Source organism: Hominenteromicrobium sp. (genome assembly GCF_046974225.1).
Lineage (GTDB): Bacteria > Bacillota > Clostridia > Oscillospirales > Acutalibacteraceae > Hominenteromicrobium > Hominenteromicrobium mulieris.
This window is the reverse complement of record NZ_JBKWAE010000006.1, coordinates 144202-160365: the sequence shown is the minus strand read 5'-3', so window position 1 is coordinate 160365 and position 16164 is coordinate 144202. Positions and strand designations below refer to the sequence as shown.

Sequence of the window (16164 nt, the reverse complement as noted above, 5' to 3'; positions counted from 1 at the left end):
GTTTCGCTCGAGGTCGGTAAGGAAAACTCCCTTTTCATTCACGTCACACTTGTGCCGTACCTCAAAAGCTCCGGCGAGCATAAGTCGAAACCGACCCAGCACTCTGTAAAAGAAATGCAGGGTATGGGCATCTCCCCGGACATCATTGTCCTGCGCTGCGATGAGCCGATCGATCCGAGCATTTTCCACAAGATTGCCCTGTTCTGCAACGTAAAGCCGGACTGTGTTATTGAAAACATGACGATCCCGGTGCTGTACGAAGCACCGATTATGCTGGAGAAAAACAATTTCTCCAGCGTTGTCTGCCGCGAGCTGAACCTCAAGACAAAAGAGCCGGATATGGCCGAGTGGAGCCGCATGGTAGAGAAGATCCGCAGCCGCAAAAAGACCGTCACCATCGGCCTTGTCGGCAAATATATCAAACTGCATGACGCATACCTTTCCGTCGTCGAAGCACTCAACCATGCCGGCTATGAGCACGGCACGAAGGTCGAAATCAATTGGATCGATTCCGAGCTCATCACGCAGGAAAACGCTGCCGAAATGCTCAAGGGCTGCGATGGTATCCTTGTGCCGGGCGGCTTCGGCAACCGCGGTATCGAGGGTATGATCTATGCCGCACAGTACGCAAGAGAGAGCAATGTCCCGTACCTCGGCATTTGCCTCGGTATGCAGATTGCCGTCATCGAGTATGCCCGCCACGTGTGCGGCATCGCGGATGCAAACTCCGGTGAATTCGACGAGTACGGCCTCAATAAGGTTATCGATTTCATGCCGGACCAGTCCAGCACCATCAATATGGGCGGCACACTGCGCCTCGGCAGCTACCCGTGCGAGATCGCGGAGGGCACGCAAATGGCGCGCTGCTATGGCGTTTCCCATATTGATGAACGCCACCGCCACCGCTATGAGTTCAATAACGATTACAGAGAGACGCTCACAAAAGCAGGCATGGTCATCAGCGGCACCTCGCCGGACGGCAGGATCGTTGAGACCGTGGAAGTGCCGCAGAACGACTTCTGCATCGGCGTGCAGTTCCACCCGGAATTCAAGTCCCGCCCGAATAAGGCGCATCCGTTATTCCTCGGCTTTGTCGGCGCATCACTCAATAAGAGGGAAAAGAACGCATAAGAGACGGTAATGAAAATAAAAAAGGTCCAAGTATAAAAAGAAGGGAAGAAACCGGCATGAAACTCAACCAAAACTACGCAAACCTTCAGGAAAGCTATTTGTTTCTGACCATTGCAAAGAAAGTCGCCGCCTATACAGAGGCGCATCCGGATAACCACATCATCCGCATGGGCATCGGCGATGTCACTCAGCCGCTCGTTCCGGCCGTCATCGAAGCCATGCACAAAGCAACGGATGAAATGGCACACAAGGAGACATTCCACGGCTATTCGCCGGATCAGGGCTATGATTTCCTGCGTGAAGCCATTCAAGGCTATTACGCAAAGCGCGGCGTGGCGTTAAAGCTCAGTGAAATTTTCGTCGGCGACGGCGCAAAGAGCGACGTCGGCAATATCGTCGATATCTTCGCAGACGATAACACCGTCCTCATCCCGGACCCGGTCTATCCCGTGTATGTCGATACGAACGTCATGTCCGGCAGAAAGGTGATCTACCTCGACGCAAACGAGCAGAACGGCTTCCTCGGTATGCCGGATGAAAACGTCAAGGCCGACATTATCTATCTCTGCTCGCCGAATAACCCCACCGGCGCCGTGTATAACAGAGCACAGCTCAAAGCGTGGGTCGATTACGCGCTCAAAAACAACGCGGTCATCCTGTTTGATGCCGCATATGAGTCGTTCATCACGCATGACGATCTCCCGCACAGCATTTTCGAGATTGAGGGCGCGAAAAAGTGCGCCATCGAGTTCTGCTCGTTCTCGAAGACCGCAGGCTTCACCGGTGTGCGCTGCGGCTATACCGTTATCTGCGATGAGCTTGTTTCGGACGGCACCAAGGTCAATACGCTGTGGGCGCGCCGTCAGGCCACAAAGTTCAACGGCGTCAACTACATCACCCAGCGCGCCGCCGAGGCCGTCTTCACGGACGAAGGCCAGCAGCAGGTGAAGGACGTCATCAACTACTACCGTGCGAACGCCAAGGTCATGGTCGATGCGTTCAAGGAGATGGGCGTGTGGTTCACCGGCGGCGAAAACTCCCCGTACATCTGGCATAAGGTGCCGGACGGCATGACCTCCTGGGAGTTCTTCGATTATCTCTTGAACGAAGCCGAGGTCGTCGGCACGCCGGGCAGCGGCTTCGGCAAAAACGGCGAAGGCTTCTTCCGCCTTACCGCGTTCGGTACGCTGGAAAAGACACAGGAAGCCATGGAGCGCCTCAAAAAGCTGCTTAAAAAGTAATTCAAACGAAGGCAAAGGGGACTGTGCAAAACCTGCGCAGTCTCTTTTTTGCTCTTGACTTGTGCAGACAAGTTGCTATAATGAAACTGAGCTTATTTCCTACGGAGGATACACTATGCATTACAAAAAAGATCGCGTCGCTTTAAAGCCGCCGCTTGGCTGGAACAGCTGGGATTGCTACGGCCCCGCCGTCAATGAAGTACAGCTTTTGGGCAATGCGCGTTATATGGCAGAGCACTTAAAAGCGCACGGTTGGCAGTATGTCGTGTGCGACATTCAGTGGTACGAGCAGCCGGAGGCCGGGCAGCGCCACTGGGAGTATAACCGTTTCGCAGAGCTGTGCATGGACGGATTCGGCCGCCTCATCCCGGCGGAAAACCGTTTCCCTTCCGCTGCAAACGGCGCGGGCTTTAAGCCCATCGCCGACCAGATTCACGCACTCGGTCTGAAATTCGGCATCCACATCATGCGCGGCGTACCGCGTCTCGCCGTGCATCGCGCCCTGCCTGTAAAGGACACGAACGTCACTTGCCGCGACATCGCTCACGCAAACTCCATCTGCGCGTGGAACACCGATATGTACGGCGTTGACGCTGATCGTGACGGCGCACAAGCGTACTACGACGCTATCTTTGAGCTCTACGCTTCATGGGGCGTCGATTACGTCAAGGTCGATGACATCTGCAACGTGAAGATCACTCCGCTCGAGCCGTATTCCGCGCGCCGCGAGATCGAGATGATCCGCCGCGCCATTGACCGCTGCGGGCGCGATATGGTGCTCAGCCTTTCGCCCGGTCCGGCTGTACTGGAAGAAGCATGGCATCTTGCGAAAAACGCGAACATGTGGCGCATCACGGACGATTTCTGGGATAATTGGGACTCCCTCAAAGAAATGTTCTGGCGGTGCGAGCGCTGGCAGGCGCACGTAAAGCCCGGTCAGTTCCCGGACTGCGATATGCTGCCGCTCGGGCATATCACCATCGCGGCGGACGGCATAGGGCACAATACGAACCTGACACACGCCGAGCAGATCACCATGATGACGCTGTGGGGCATTTTCCGCTCGCCGCTCATCATGGGCGGCGAAATGCGCGATAATGACGCGTTCACGCTGAGCCTGCTCGCAAATGACGAGCTTTTAAACCTCAACCAAAACGGCACCACGCCTTTGCAGCTTTTCCGCGACGAAACAAAAGCCGCGTGGCTCAATTTCGTAGGCAGCACGCCGTATATCGCACTTTTCAACCTCACGGAAAACCGCGCCGTTGTCAGCGCCGAGCTGTCGGAATTCACCGATAAAACGCACGCAGAGGAGATCTGGAGTGGGGAGAAGACCGCATTCACAAAAACGCTTTCCGCTAAAATAGAGCCGCACGGCGCAAAGCTTTATAAACTCATTTGACCGGATACAGGAGGAGAACATCATGCTGGAAAAACTGAAAGAAGAAGTCTACAAGGCAAATATGCTGCTGCCGAAATACAAGCTCATCACGTTCACGTGGGGTAACGTCAGCGGCATCGACCGCGAAAGCGGTATCATGGCCATTAAGCCGAGCGGCGTGGAGTACGACCTTCTGCGCCCCGAGGACATGGTGCTCGTCGATGTGAACACAGGCAAAAAGGTGGAGGGCGACCTTAATCCATCGTCCGATACGCCCACACATGTTGAGCTCTACAAGGCATTCCCGAACATCGGCGGCGTTGTCCACACGCATAGCCGCTGGGCGACCGTGTTCAGCCAGTCCGGCCGCGGCATCCCGGCGCTCGGCACCACACACGGCGATTATTTCTACGGCGAAATTCCCTGCACGCGCAAAATGACGCCTGAGGAGATCGGCGGCGCTTATGAAAAGGAGACCGGCACCGTCATCATCGAGACGTTTAAGGATAAGTCCCCGGACGACATCCCCGCCGTGCTCGTCCACAGCCATGGCCCGTTCACATGGGGTACAGACCCCATGAACGCCGTGCATAACGCCGTCGTCCTCGAGGAGCTCGCGTTCATGGCATGGCACAACCTCGTGCTTGACCCCACAATCCCGCCCATGCAGCAGGAGCTTCTTGATAAGCACTACCTGCGCAAGCACGGCGCAAACGCGTATTATGGGCAGGGGAAATAAAGAGCGCAAGGCTTTTGCTGCGCTCACGCTTTCGCTTTGCCTGCTTCTTTCCGGCTGTGCGCAGCCGCCAAAGCCGGTGACGGAAGCCGAAACGCAGACGATTCTCTATACCGCCGCGGGGCATGAAACAGGGCAATTTTCGTCCTCGTGCGGCATTACGCCTGTCGGCGACATGCTCCTGTTTGACCGCCGTGCGCGGAACGACAATGGCGACGTGACGCGTGTTTCGTACTATTGCAAAGACTTAAAAACCGGCGAAGAAACGCTGCTTGGCACGTTGAACCGCATGTACTATGAGCCGACCGACAGCGCAGAAGCGGTCATCGGCAGCCACGTTTACCGCATGATTCCGCTTGGCAACTGGTGGAATATGCCCGATAAAGACGCCGAACTCGCGCTTTACGACTTCGATTTGAATGCAAAAATCATGCAGCGAATCGGCACCGAAAACTACCGCGTAACCGATACAACGACTGGCATTGGCTTAACGCTCTGCGCCTACGGAGAGCATTTGCTCCTCCAAAAAGGCAGGCAAATTTTGCTTCTCGACCCCAAAACCGCCGAGGTGAACACTGTTTACAATGCACAAAATGGCGCATGTAAAGTGCTCGGTCTTGCTGCAGACGCAAACGCGCACGGGTTTTCTGTGCTCATGCAGTCCGCGGAAACCCCATCGCAGTTGTCGGTTCACATCTATGAGGAAAGCGGTACGCTTCTAAATATTGCCGATCTGTCTGCGTGCTTGCAAAATCCTGATACCGCAAACTGGGAGAACACGAACATCAGCTTCGCTGTGCAGGGTGACTACCTGTATTTTTACGGATACGATTTCGGCGAAGACGCAGGCGAAAAACCGATTTACAGTGTACTCGCGAAAATTGACGGCGAGACCTGCACTGAAGTCGCCGATTTCGAGCAAAGCACAGCCAGTTTTGTGCCGAGTTATACCGCAAAAGCAGACGGATTTCTGTTTGCGTTCGGCGACATTGCCTACCGCTTTTCCACCCAAAACGGCTGGGAAAAGGGCACAGTCCCGCTGCAAAACGAAGCACTTACACTGCGCGAATGGTACTTTGACGGCGAACACTATTGGGTCTCGGCTGTAAACAAAGACGGCAGTGACTGCGCAGGAGACGGCGGCTATGCACAAACTACACGCTATTGCCGCGTGGCAAACGCAGACCTAAACTGGTCGCCGTGCGCCGCACCGAACGAACCATAAAGCAAGACCCGCCGGGGAATATACGCCTCGGCGGGTCAAATTATATTCGTTATTCTTTTATAAACGTGTCGAGCAGGGCGAGACCCGAAGAGGATTTAAACAGTCGCCGCACGGCTTTTGCGTGGGCAGAAGGATCATCTTCTTCCGTGCAGCCCGCAATGAGGTCGGCTTCAACGAGAAGCTGCAGATCCTTGCCGTCGATCTTGTCGTAGCAGTGGTGCAGAACAATCATCTTGGTGATGCGTGGCAGATCTTCTTCCGCGTAGCCACAAGCCGTCAGAAATTTTCGCGCCAACGCAGGTGCTTCCTTGCGCTGATTCGCGGGGCAGCCGTCATCGTACTTTTCCTTGCAAAATTTGATCGCGATATCGTGCAAAATCGCCGCCGCGCGCAGATTTTCCTGCTCGTGGGTGGGAAGATTTTCCAACTCACCCAGCATTTTCGCAAGGCCGTATACCTTTAAAATGTGCTGTGTGCGGCGCAGGTGCCCGTTCTCATACAGGAGCGCGTCATATAAAAGCTTCGCTTCGTTCAGCATGCAATTCCCTCCGTTTCTAGGTCATCATACCATGGCTTTGACATTTGTGCAAGAGTCCGCTATACTAAATTAAAACGCGACAGATCACGGAGAACCTACATGCTCACCTATTCTTTCTCAAAAATCGGCTCCGAAAGCCTTTATATGTACCTGTATAAGTGCATCCGTGAGGACATTCTGACGGGCAAGATCACGCCCGGCACAAAATTGCCCTCTAAGCGCAGCTTTGCGGAAAACCTCGGCGTCAGCGTCATCACAGTCGAAAACGCCTATGCGCAGCTTGTCTCGGAGGGGTACGTCTACGCCTTGCCGAAAAAAGGCTTCTTCGCCGCCAATCTGGAAAAAAGCACCGCGCCGCAGAAAAAAGAGAGTCCCCGGACACAAATGCCCGTACCGCCGAAATATTTTGCGGATTTTTCCAGCAGCCGCACCGACCCGCAGAATTTCCCGTTTGCCACATGGGCGAAGCTCATGCGCGAGATCATCTCGGAAAAAAGCGCCGAGCTTATGGTAAACGCCCCGTGCGGCGGCGTGTTCGAGCTAAGGTGCGCCATCGCCGAGCACCTTAGGGAGTTTCGCGGCATCGATGCCGACCCGAACTGCATCGTCGTCGGCGCCGGAACGGAGTACCTCTACGGGCTTCTCATCCAGCTTTTGGGGTTCGATAAGGTCTACGCGCTCGAAGATCCCGGCTACCGCAAAATTGCGCAGGTGTACGAGAGCTACGGCGTGCAGTACCGTTTCACGCCGATGGATAAAGAGGGGATAGACCCCAAAGCGCTCGAAAAAAGCGGCGCGGATATTCTGCACATTTCGCCGTCGCACCACTTCCCGACGGGCATCGTTACGCCCATCGCACGGCGTTACACGCTTCTCGATTGGGCCGCGCAGAGCGAAAACCGTTATATCATCGAGGACGATTACGATTCCGAGTTCCGCCTCACCGGCAAGCCTATCCCGGCGCTGCAAAGCATCGATTCCGCCGACCGCGTCATTTACATGAATACGTTTTCAAAAAGCCTTGCCAGCACCATCCGCATCAGCTACATGGTGCTGCCCACGGCGCTCGCCGAAGCATTTTACAAAAATCTTGGGTTCTACGCGTGCACGGTCTCGAACCTCGAGCAGTACACGCTCGCAAAATTCATTTCCGAGGGCTATTTTGAAAAGCACATCAACCGCATGCGCATCCGTTATAAGCAAAAAAAAGACCTCATCTTAAAAGAGATGAAGCGCTGCGGTTTGTTAAAGCTTGCAAAAATTGATGCCGAAGATGCCGGTCTGCATTTTCTCCTGCGTGTCTGCGGACCTGTGCCCGCCGAAAAGATCACCCGCCGCGCGGCGGAAAACGGCGTGCGCGTCACCGGGCTTTCGGCGTATTACCATACAGCGCCCGTAAACCCGCAGACCGCATTCGTCATCAGCTACTCCGAAATTCCCGACGCCTGCATCACCGAAGCCGTTAACCGCTTAGCTAAAGCCGTTACGGCTGCGGTGATGGGAGAGAGATGATAAAACCCCGCCGCCCGCAAAGACAAGATTTTGTCTTTATGGGCGGTGGGGTTAGTGATATATTTCGCTTTGCAAAATATGAAAGGAGTGCTACCGTATTTGTGAAGTTTTCCGCGTATGCAGAAAGTGAAAGGAATTTCGCTCTTAACGCGCGCAGCACAGCTCACTGCGAAGTAATTTCACGATAACCGAAGGTTGTTAGTTTACTCGCCGTAAGGCGAATTTCGTTGAAAAAAGACCATTGTCATTCGACAATGGTCTTTTTGGTGCAGGTAACAGGACTTGAACCTGCATGAACTTGCATTCATATGGACCTGAACCATACGCGTCTGCCAATTCCGCCATACCTGCATATTCTTTTTGCCGTCTCGTTTGACGGCTCAATTATTATAGCATGATGCAGCTGAATTGTCAACAGCTATTTTTTGACTTTTAAGAACTTTTTTCGTTTTCGGTCACGCGGTAGCACAGCGTCATCATGCTGTCGTTCAGATGCACGTTTTCCACGATCGTGTCCGGATAGCGCAGGGCAATATCGTAGTGGCTGAAATTCCAGTAGCTCTTGATGCCGATGTCATAAAGCAGCTCCACGACCGATTTCACGGCACTGTCCGGCACGCACAAAATCGCCATCAAGGGCGCGTTTTCCGAGCAGAAGCGGCGGATGCCCGCAGCGGGGAGTACGCGTAGGTCGGCAATCTGCTGGCCCACGACCTGTTCGCTGTTGTCAAAAATACCGATGAGATCAAACCCCGCGAAATTATAAGAAATGTGCGTCGCAATGGCCTTGCCCAAATTGCCTGCACCGATTAAAATGCACTTGTGTGCACGGTCCACACCCAAAATAGAGCCAATCTCCTCGCAAAGTTGGTGCACGCCGTAGCCGTAGCCCTGCTGGCCGTAGCCGCCGAAGCAGTTGAAATCCTGGCGCACCTGCGAAGCCGTGAAACCCATTTTTTCGGAAAGCTCCTTAGAGGAAATACGCGTCACTCCGCGCTTGTCCAAGTGCCGCAAAAAGCGGTAGTAGCGCGGCAGACGCCGAATGACCGGCATGGAAATATACGGTTTCTTCTGCATATCATCACCTCGTTTGACAAAATTTTAGCACATCATAAAGACCTGTGCAAGTGTTTTTTATAAATAAGAAAAGAAAAACGGGCGGCCAGACCCTAAAAAGGAGGGTGGCCGCCCACGCTTTTCAAATCCATGTCGGGTTACAGAAGTTGCTCCAAACGATCGCGGATCGCGAGGAGGAAGCCCTCGGTGTCCACTTTCTTTGCATTCGGCAGGGTAGACATCGCCGCAAGGTCGCCGGTCATGATGCCGTCCTCTTCAATCGTCTGCAAAGTTGCCTTTTCAAGCTTGTCCGCAAAGGCGCTCAGCTCCGGCAGGTCGTCCAGCGCGCCGCGCTTACGCAGCGCGCCCGTCCACGCAAACAATGTTGCGACGGAGTTTGTGGAGGTTGTTTCGCCCTTCAAATATTTGTAGTAGTGGCGCTGTACCGTGCCGTGCGCGGCTTCATACTCGTAAACGCCGTCCGGGGAGACGAGCACGGAGGTCATCATGGCAAGACTGCCGTACGCCGTCGCGATCATGTCGCTCATCACGTCGCCGTCGTAGTTTTTGCAGGCCCAAATGTAGCCGCCTTCACTGCGAATCACGCGCGCAATGGCGTCGTCGATCAGCGTGTAGAAGTATTCAATGCCGACTTTTTCAAACTTCTCTTTATATTCCGCGTCGTAAATTTCCTGGAAAATATCCTTAAAGCGGTGGTCGTAGGTCTTCGAAATCGTGTCTTTTGCCGCAAACCACAGGTCCTGCTTCATGCTCAGCGCGTAATTAAAGCAGGAGCGTGCAAAGCTCTCAATGCTCTTATCAATATTATGTAAACCTTGAATCACACCCGGCGTTTTGAATTCGTGGATGGTCACGCGCTCCTCAGTGCCGTCCGCTTTTGTCACAACAAGCTCAGCCTTTGCATTTTCCGGCACGCGCATCTCGACGTTCTTATACAGATCGCCGTACGCGTGACGCGCAATGGTAATCGGCTTTGTCCACGTCGGAATGTACGGCGTGATGCCCTTCAGCAAAATCGGCGTGCGGAACACCGTGCCGTCCAAAATGGCACGGATGGTACCGTTCGGAGATTTCCACATCTCTGTGAGGTTGTACTCCTTCACACGCGCGGCGTTTGGCGTAATGGTCGCACACTTTACAGCCACACCGTATTTTTTCGTTGCCTCGGCGGAATCAATCGTAACCTGATCTTTCGTCGCCTCGCGGTGCTCCAGACCAAGGTCATAATACTCCGTTTTCAGGTCAACATAGGGGGTCAGCAAAATATCTTTGATCATTTTCCAGATGATGCGGGTCATCTCGTCGCCGTCCATTTCCACAAGCGGCGTTTTCATGGGGATCTTTGTAAAATCGGACATTTCAAAGCCTTACCTTTCTGCGGCTGTACCGCGAAGCTCTGTGTCACGGGGGGAGAATGTGACGCTGTTTCTATCATTATCGGATATTTCGCGAGAAAAGTCAATCGTAAATTGTGAATAAACTGCATGAAATTGCAGGAAATACAGTTAAACCCTGCAAAACGTGCATACTATGTATTTACAGGACATCGGCGGACATGTTTGCGCTTTGCCCTTGCAGGATGCGTAAAAGCGTGCTATACTGATATACGTGAAAGTTTGTGCCGCGTATGATTCCGCATTTTCTGTGAAAACTAAGCGCATCTTAATTCAAAAGGAGCGCTGCGGCATGAAAAGCACAAAGAAACGCTCGTCTTTTTCCATGCAGGAAACGGACGAAGCCGAAGAAGAAAACGAAGACCTTTCCGACCGTCAGAAGCAGATCCGCGAGGGCGGCGCGGTCGTTACCAAAAACCGAAAGCACACCATCCAGTGCCTCACCGTCATCGGACAGATTGAAGGGCATTACGTCGCACCATCGCAGAACAAAACGACGAAGTACGAGCACGTGATCCCGCAGATCGTCTCCGTGGAGGAGGACCCGAACATCGACGGTCTGCTCATGATTTTAAACACGGTCGGCGGCGACGTGGAGGCCGGTCTTGCCATTGCAGAGCTTGTCGCCGGCATGCGCAAACCCACGGTGTCACTCGTTCTCGGCGGCGGACATTCCATCGGCGTGCCGCTTGCAGTGGCGGCAAAGCACTCGTTCATCGCGCCCTCGGCATCCATGACCATTCACCCGGTGCGCATGAGCGGCCTAATGCTTGGCGTGCCGCAGACGCTGGAGTATTTCCAGCGCATGCAGGACCGCATTACGAATTTCGTCACGGCAAATTCCGGCATTTCCTATGAGCGCTTTATGCAGCTCGCCATGAATACGCAGGAGCTCGTCATGGACGTGGGGACGGTGCTGGACGGCGATGAAGCCGTGGCAGAGGGGCTTATTGATACGCTCGGCAGCCTGCACGATGCCATGGATTGCCTCGACAAAATGATTGCCGCAGAGAAGAATAAGCAGCGTGCAAAGCCCAGAAAAGGCAAGAAATCACTCTAAAAACGGCATTTGCCGTTTACATAACTTTTTATTTATCGTATAATTATACCGATAAAACCGAACAAAGCCAAATTATCCGCAGAAAAGGAGATTACATAATGTCTATTTTTGAAGCAATCATTCAAGGTATTGTACAGGGCGCAACAGAGTTTCTGCCCGTCTCAAGCAGCGGTCACTTGTCGCTTGCACAGCACATCATGGGTGTAAAGGTAGACAGCTTGCTGTTTGATATTCTTTTGCACCTCGGCACGCTCATCGCCGTATGTGCCGTCTATTATAAGCTCATCTGGCGGCTCATTAAGGCGTTTATTTCGCTCGTTGCAGACGTATTCCGCGGCAAATTCAAGTGGAAAGAAATGGATCATGACCGCAGACTTTTGATGATGCTCATGATCGGCCTTATCCCGCTGTTCCTTTTGTTCCTGCCGGTTCCGGGCACGGGCATGAAGTTAAAAGATATTTCGGAGCTGTGGGCTTCGGATTCGACGATTTGGATCGAGGGCTTTGCGCTCCTCATGACAAGTGCCCTGCTGTTCCTCGGTATCCGTGCTTCCAAGGGTGCAAAGGTACATCACTTTACGCGTAAGGATGGTAAAGTCGGCGAGATTCGCGGCCGCACAAAGTTCCACACGGCAGACGCCATTTGCGTCGGTGTCACGCAGTGCGCGGCGGCGGTGTTCCCGGGCCTTTCCCGTTCCGGCTCCACCATGGCGGCAGGTCTTCTGCGCGGCATCAATCAGCAGGCAGCGCTCGATTATTCCTTCGTGCTCGGCATCCCGTCCATTTTGGCGGCAGCTGTGCTTACCATTAAAGATGCAATCGGTCAGCCGGTCGACATTGGCGTCGGTGCGATGATTGCAGGCGTTGTTACGGCGGCTGTTGTCGGCTTCCTCGCCATCAAGCTGCTCAAGTGGATTGTCACCACGAACAAATTACAGGTTTTCGCTTATTATACGCTGGTGCTCGGCGTTATAACGCTCATCGTTTCCGTTATCGAAGCGGTCACGGGCACAAATCTTTTCACCGGCATGCCGCTTTGATCCGGTGATTTATAATCCGGAGGTTTATTTTGGCGGGTAAAAAACAAAGTACAGCAAAGGGCAGTGCTTCCAAAGCAAGAAGCGGTGCGAAGTCATCGGCTGCCAAAAACACCCGGAGCTCGGGTTCTAAGTCCAATACAAAATCGCGTGCGTCTTCCGCAAAAGGGAAGAGCACGTCTTCAAAACAGAGCGCGTCCAGCGTAGAGCAGCTGCGCCAGCGCAACCAGACAGAAGCTATCCTCTGGTTCGGTGCGGCTATTTTAACGGCGTGCTTTGTACTCATTCCGGGAGGCAGCGTGTGGCTTATGGTGCACAACGTGCTGCGCGGCGTGTTCGGCGGCTGGGCTATTCTGCTTGCGGTGCTGATGGGGTATATCGCCGTCAGCAAAACGATGGAGCAGACCACCATGCTGCGCGGCGGGCGCTTGGCGCTCATGGTCGTGATTGTCGTGCTGTTTTGCACGGCGGGGCATGTGTTTGGCAGCTTTTTCCCGAAGGAAAAGAGTTTTTTTAAGCTGGTCGGCATCTTATATATGCATGGCGTAGAGCAGGGCGGGGCCGGTCTTGTCGGCGGCCTTGTCGGCGAGCTGCTCGTCAAGTGCGCGGAAGTGCTTGGCGCACGCATCATCACGGGCGTGCTGCTGTTCGTCTCCGTGCTCATCTTTACGGGCACGTCGCTCGCGAGCTTTTTTAAAAAAATTGCAAAGCCGGCGGTCGTCATTCGCGACGTCGCGCGGCAGCGCAAGGAAGAGCGCCGCATTCTGGAAGAGGAGCGCGGTAATGCGGAGGAATCGCCGTTTGAAACGGTTTTGCCGCAGCATCCGGTGCGCTCTGTCCCGGAGGATGGTAAAATGGAATCGAAAAACAAAGGAAAGACGCCGCGTGTGTATTTGGAGCAGCTTTTCGGTGTGCGCCGCACGGAGCCGGATAACGACCCCGTAGTGCTGCACGATTACACCGAAAGCTCTGCACAGATCAACGCATTGATCGACGAAAATCGCCGTGTGCCGGATTTCCGCGTGCCCGGCTTAGAGCGTGAAGCACAGCCTGCGCAAAATGTGCAGCCGACCTATACGCCGCCGGTGCAGGCGGAAGTGCGCCCCGCGCCGCAGCCCGCTGAAACGCCGGAGACCCACGTGCCGGTGGAACGCGAAACGGTGGAAGCGCCGGTGATCATGCCGCCCGTTATGCAGACGGCAAAGCCGGAGCCTGCACCTGTGCAGCAGAGTGCGTATGCACAGCCTGCGCCACAGCCGGCCACACCGACAATCCTTGTGCCGGGGTCGTCCCCGGTGACGCCCGCGCACAGCGCGGAAGCTGCCGCGGACGCGCAGAAGGCGACGGAAGAATTCATGAAAAAGAAGTTGGAAGCAGAACGCATGGAGACCCAGCTTGCGCAATCTGCACCGAAGGAGGAAGACAGCTCATATATCTTCCCACCGGTTACGATGCTCGCTTCCGGCAAAAAAGTAGATGCCGCCGTGGAGACCGAAGAGCTCCAGACAAACGGCAAGCTGCTTGTGGAAACACTGAAAAGCTTCGGTGTGCAGACCAAAATTCTCGATATTTGCCGCGGCCCGGCTGTTACGCGCTATGAATTGCAGCCTGCCGCCGGTGTGAAAATCAGCAAGATCACGAACCTCGCCGATGACCTTGCAATGAACCTTGCCGCGACGGGCGTGCGCATTGAGGCGCCGATCCCGGGCAAGGCGGCCGTCGGCATTGAGGTGCCGAACAAGGTGAAGACCATCGTACGCATGCGCGAGCTTGTGGAATCGAACAGCTTTGTGACCTCAAAAAGCCACTTGACCGTGGCGCTTGGCCGCGACATTGCCGGTCAGGTAACGGTGGCAGACCTCAGCAAAATGCCGCATATCCTCATTGCCGGTACGACCGGCTCCGGTAAATCCGTGTGCATCAACTCGCTTATCGTGAGCCTGCTGTATAAATCCGGCCCGGACGATGTGCGCTTTTTGATGATTGACCCGAAGGTCGTGGAGCTCGGCATTTATAACGGCATTCCACACCTATTGGTGCCGGTCGTCACCGACCCGCGAAAGGCAGCCGGTGCGCTGAACTGGGCCGTTACGGAAATGCTGAAGCGCTACAAAATTTTTGCCGAAAACAACGTGCGCGACTTAAAGGGCTACAACGCCCTCGCGCAGGCGAACAATTATCAGGACGAAAACGGACAGCCCATGCACAAAATGCCGCAGATCGTCATCATCATCGACGAGCTTTCCGACCTGATGATGGCCGCGCCGAACGAGGTGGAAGACGCGATCTGCCGCTTGGCGCAGATGGCGCGTGCCGCCGGCATGCACCTTGTGGTCGCAACGCAGCGCCCGTCCGTGGACGTTGTGACGGGCCTCATCAAGGCGAACATCCCGAGTCGTATCGCGTTTGCGGTGTCCTCTGCCATTGACTCCCGCACCATTTTGGACAGCGGCGGTGCGGAAAAGCTGCTCGGTCAGGGCGATATGCTGTTCTCGCCGGTCGGCGCACAGAAGCCGCTGCGTATTCAGGGCTGCTTTGTCAGCGACAGCGAGATCGAATCCGTCGTGGATTTCGTGAAGAATTCGAGAAGCGTTATTTACGACGACTCCATTGCGCAGGAGATTGAGCGCAGCGCTGTGGAGGGCTCAAAATCGAGCGACAGCGGCAGCAATGACGATGAGGGCAGCGGTGACCCGATGATGAACGAAGCCATTAAGTGCGTTGTTGAAGCGGGCCAGGCCTCCACGTCGCTTTTGCAGCGCAGACTGCGTCTCGGCTACGCCCGCGCGGGCCGTCTCATCGATGAGATGGAGCAGATGGGTATTGTGGGCCCGCACGAGGGCTCGAAGCCGCGCCAAGTACTCATCACCTATGCGCAGTGGCTGGAAATGAACATGCAAAAGCAGGATACCCCCGGTGATGCGTAACACAAAGCGCGGTGCACGGGACGGCAGAAAGCTTGTGCGCACAGGCGCTTTGGTACTTGTTTTGCTTCTTTTGGCGTTCTGTTACACGCCGCCCGGACGGGCGATGTGGACGGAGCTCCGCCGCGCATGCGGCCTGCTGCCGTTTGCACAGAGCTTGCCCGATGCCGATTTGACGGTTTATGTCATCGACGTGGGCAAGGCGGATGCAATCTTAATCGAAACGCCGGAGGGCGCAGTGCTTTCGGACTGCGCGACAGCGGAGCAGGCGAAAACCGTGCTGCGCGTTTTAAAACAGCGAAACATTCAAAAGCTGCGCGCCGTGTGGATCTCGCACGCGGACAGCGACCACGTGGGCGGGCTGACGCAAATTTTGTGGGAGGTGCCCGCAGAGGAGGTGGTCACCTCCATGTACACGGAGCTGACCGGGCTGCCGGAAGATCAAACCGTGCGAACGGTAAGCGCCGGGGAGACGGTCTCTTACGGCGAGGCGGAATTTCGGGTGCTCGCGCCTTCAGAAGATTTAGAGAGCACGAATGAGAATTCGCTTGTGTATAAGCTTTGCTACAAGAAATTTTCCGTGCTATTCTGCGGTGATATTGAGGAGAAAGCGGAAAGACTGCTGCTGGATATGTATGGCGACACGCTGCGGGCGGATGTTTTGAAGGTGCCGCACCACGGCAGCGCTTCGGCGACAAGCGATGCATTGCTTGAAGCTGTGCAGCCGCAGTATGCGGTAATCTCCTCGGGCGAAGACAGAAATTTGCTGCCGCGAAACGAGACGCTGAAACGGCTCGCCGACCACGGCATTGAAATTTTCCGCACGGACGAAAACGGCGGTATTGCGATTTTGACGGACAGCGCTGAAACGAAAATTTACACGGAAAACGGGAAATAACCCGCTGTTA

13 protein-coding genes and 1 tRNA gene are annotated in these 16164 nt (G+C 54.7%); 10 read left to right on the top strand and 4 right to left on the bottom strand.

Annotated elements, in window-relative coordinates:
* The 5 genes from ACLTX1_RS06725 to ACLTX1_RS06705 all read left to right on the top strand — a co-directional run.
* A partial coding sequence (locus ACLTX1_RS06725; RefSeq protein ID WP_412330654.1) for a CTP synthase occupies positions 1-1131 on the top strand: 1131 nt, incomplete at its 5' end.
* Positions 1132-1187: 56 nt separating this feature from the next.
* Positions 1188-2372 carry an LL-diaminopimelate aminotransferase gene (locus tag ACLTX1_RS06720; protein WP_308448184.1) on the top strand — a complete coding sequence of 395 codons (1185 nt, stop codon included), beginning with the start codon at positions 1188-1190 and terminating at the stop codon, positions 2370-2372.
* Between the two features lie 115 nt (positions 2373-2487).
* Positions 2488-3774, top strand: a complete 1287-nt coding sequence (locus tag ACLTX1_RS06715; RefSeq protein ID WP_308448185.1) for a glycoside hydrolase family 27 protein — start codon at positions 2488-2490, stop codon at positions 3772-3774.
* A 22-nt stretch (positions 3775-3796) separates the two neighbouring features.
* On the top strand, positions 3797-4492 hold the full coding sequence (gene araD, locus ACLTX1_RS06710) for an L-ribulose-5-phosphate 4-epimerase (protein WP_308448186.1): 696 nt from the start codon (positions 3797-3799) through the stop codon (positions 4490-4492).
* Positions 4476-5714: a hypothetical protein gene (locus ACLTX1_RS06705; RefSeq protein ID WP_412330653.1), complete on the top strand. Its 1239-nt coding sequence runs from the start codon at positions 4476-4478 to the stop codon at positions 5712-5714. The genes araD and ACLTX1_RS06705 overlap by 17 nt, the downstream gene beginning before the upstream one ends.
* A 49-nt stretch (positions 5715-5763) precedes the next feature.
* On the opposite strand, the gene ACLTX1_RS06700 is transcribed toward ACLTX1_RS06705, so the two are convergent.
* A complete protein-coding gene (locus tag ACLTX1_RS06700) occupies positions 5764-6252 on the bottom strand; it encodes an HD domain-containing protein (RefSeq protein WP_412330652.1) in 489 nt (162 codons plus the stop codon).
* A gap of 99 nt (positions 6253-6351) precedes the next feature.
* On the opposite strand from ACLTX1_RS06700, the gene ACLTX1_RS06695 reads away from it, so the two are divergent.
* Positions 6352-7764, top strand: a complete 1413-nt coding sequence (locus tag ACLTX1_RS06695) for a PLP-dependent aminotransferase family protein (RefSeq protein WP_316686094.1) — start codon at positions 6352-6354, stop codon at positions 7762-7764.
* A gap of 264 nt (positions 7765-8028) precedes the next feature.
* Here the strand turns inward: ACLTX1_RS06695 and ACLTX1_RS06690 are convergent.
* From ACLTX1_RS06690 to ACLTX1_RS06680, 3 genes are all read right to left on the bottom strand, one after another.
* Positions 8029-8115: transfer RNA gene (locus ACLTX1_RS06690), tRNA-Leu, on the bottom strand.
* Positions 8116-8196: 81 nt separating this feature from the next.
* A complete protein-coding gene (locus tag ACLTX1_RS06685; RefSeq protein ID WP_176821283.1) occupies positions 8197-8841 on the bottom strand; it encodes a redox-sensing transcriptional repressor Rex in 645 nt (214 codons plus the stop codon).
* Between the two features lie 137 nt (positions 8842-8978).
* On the bottom strand, positions 8979-10199 hold the full coding sequence (locus tag ACLTX1_RS06680) for an NADP-dependent isocitrate dehydrogenase (protein WP_308448190.1): 1221 nt from the start codon (positions 10197-10199) through the stop codon (positions 8979-8981).
* A 328-nt stretch (positions 10200-10527) separates the two neighbouring features.
* Here ACLTX1_RS06680 and ACLTX1_RS06675 point away from each other — a divergent pair, with 328 nt between their 5' ends.
* From ACLTX1_RS06675 to ACLTX1_RS06660, 4 genes are all read left to right on the top strand, one after another.
* On the top strand, positions 10528-11295 hold the full coding sequence (locus ACLTX1_RS06675; RefSeq protein ID WP_373367761.1) for a ClpP family protease: 768 nt from the start codon (positions 10528-10530) through the stop codon (positions 11293-11295).
* Positions 11296-11393: 98 nt separating this feature from the next.
* On the top strand, positions 11394-12335 hold the full coding sequence (locus ACLTX1_RS06670) for an undecaprenyl-diphosphate phosphatase (RefSeq protein WP_308448191.1): 942 nt from the start codon (positions 11394-11396) through the stop codon (positions 12333-12335).
* A 29-nt stretch (positions 12336-12364) separates the two neighbouring features.
* Positions 12365-15259: a DNA translocase FtsK gene (locus ACLTX1_RS06665; RefSeq protein ID WP_308448192.1), complete on the top strand. Its 2895-nt coding sequence runs from the start codon at positions 12365-12367 to the stop codon at positions 15257-15259.
* Positions 15252-16154 carry a ComEC/Rec2 family competence protein gene (locus tag ACLTX1_RS06660; protein WP_308448193.1) on the top strand — a complete coding sequence of 301 codons (903 nt, stop codon included), beginning with the start codon at positions 15252-15254 and terminating at the stop codon, positions 16152-16154. Before ACLTX1_RS06665 ends, ACLTX1_RS06660 begins: the two co-directional genes overlap by 8 nt.
* The last annotated feature ends 10 nt before the right edge of the window (positions 16155-16164 follow it).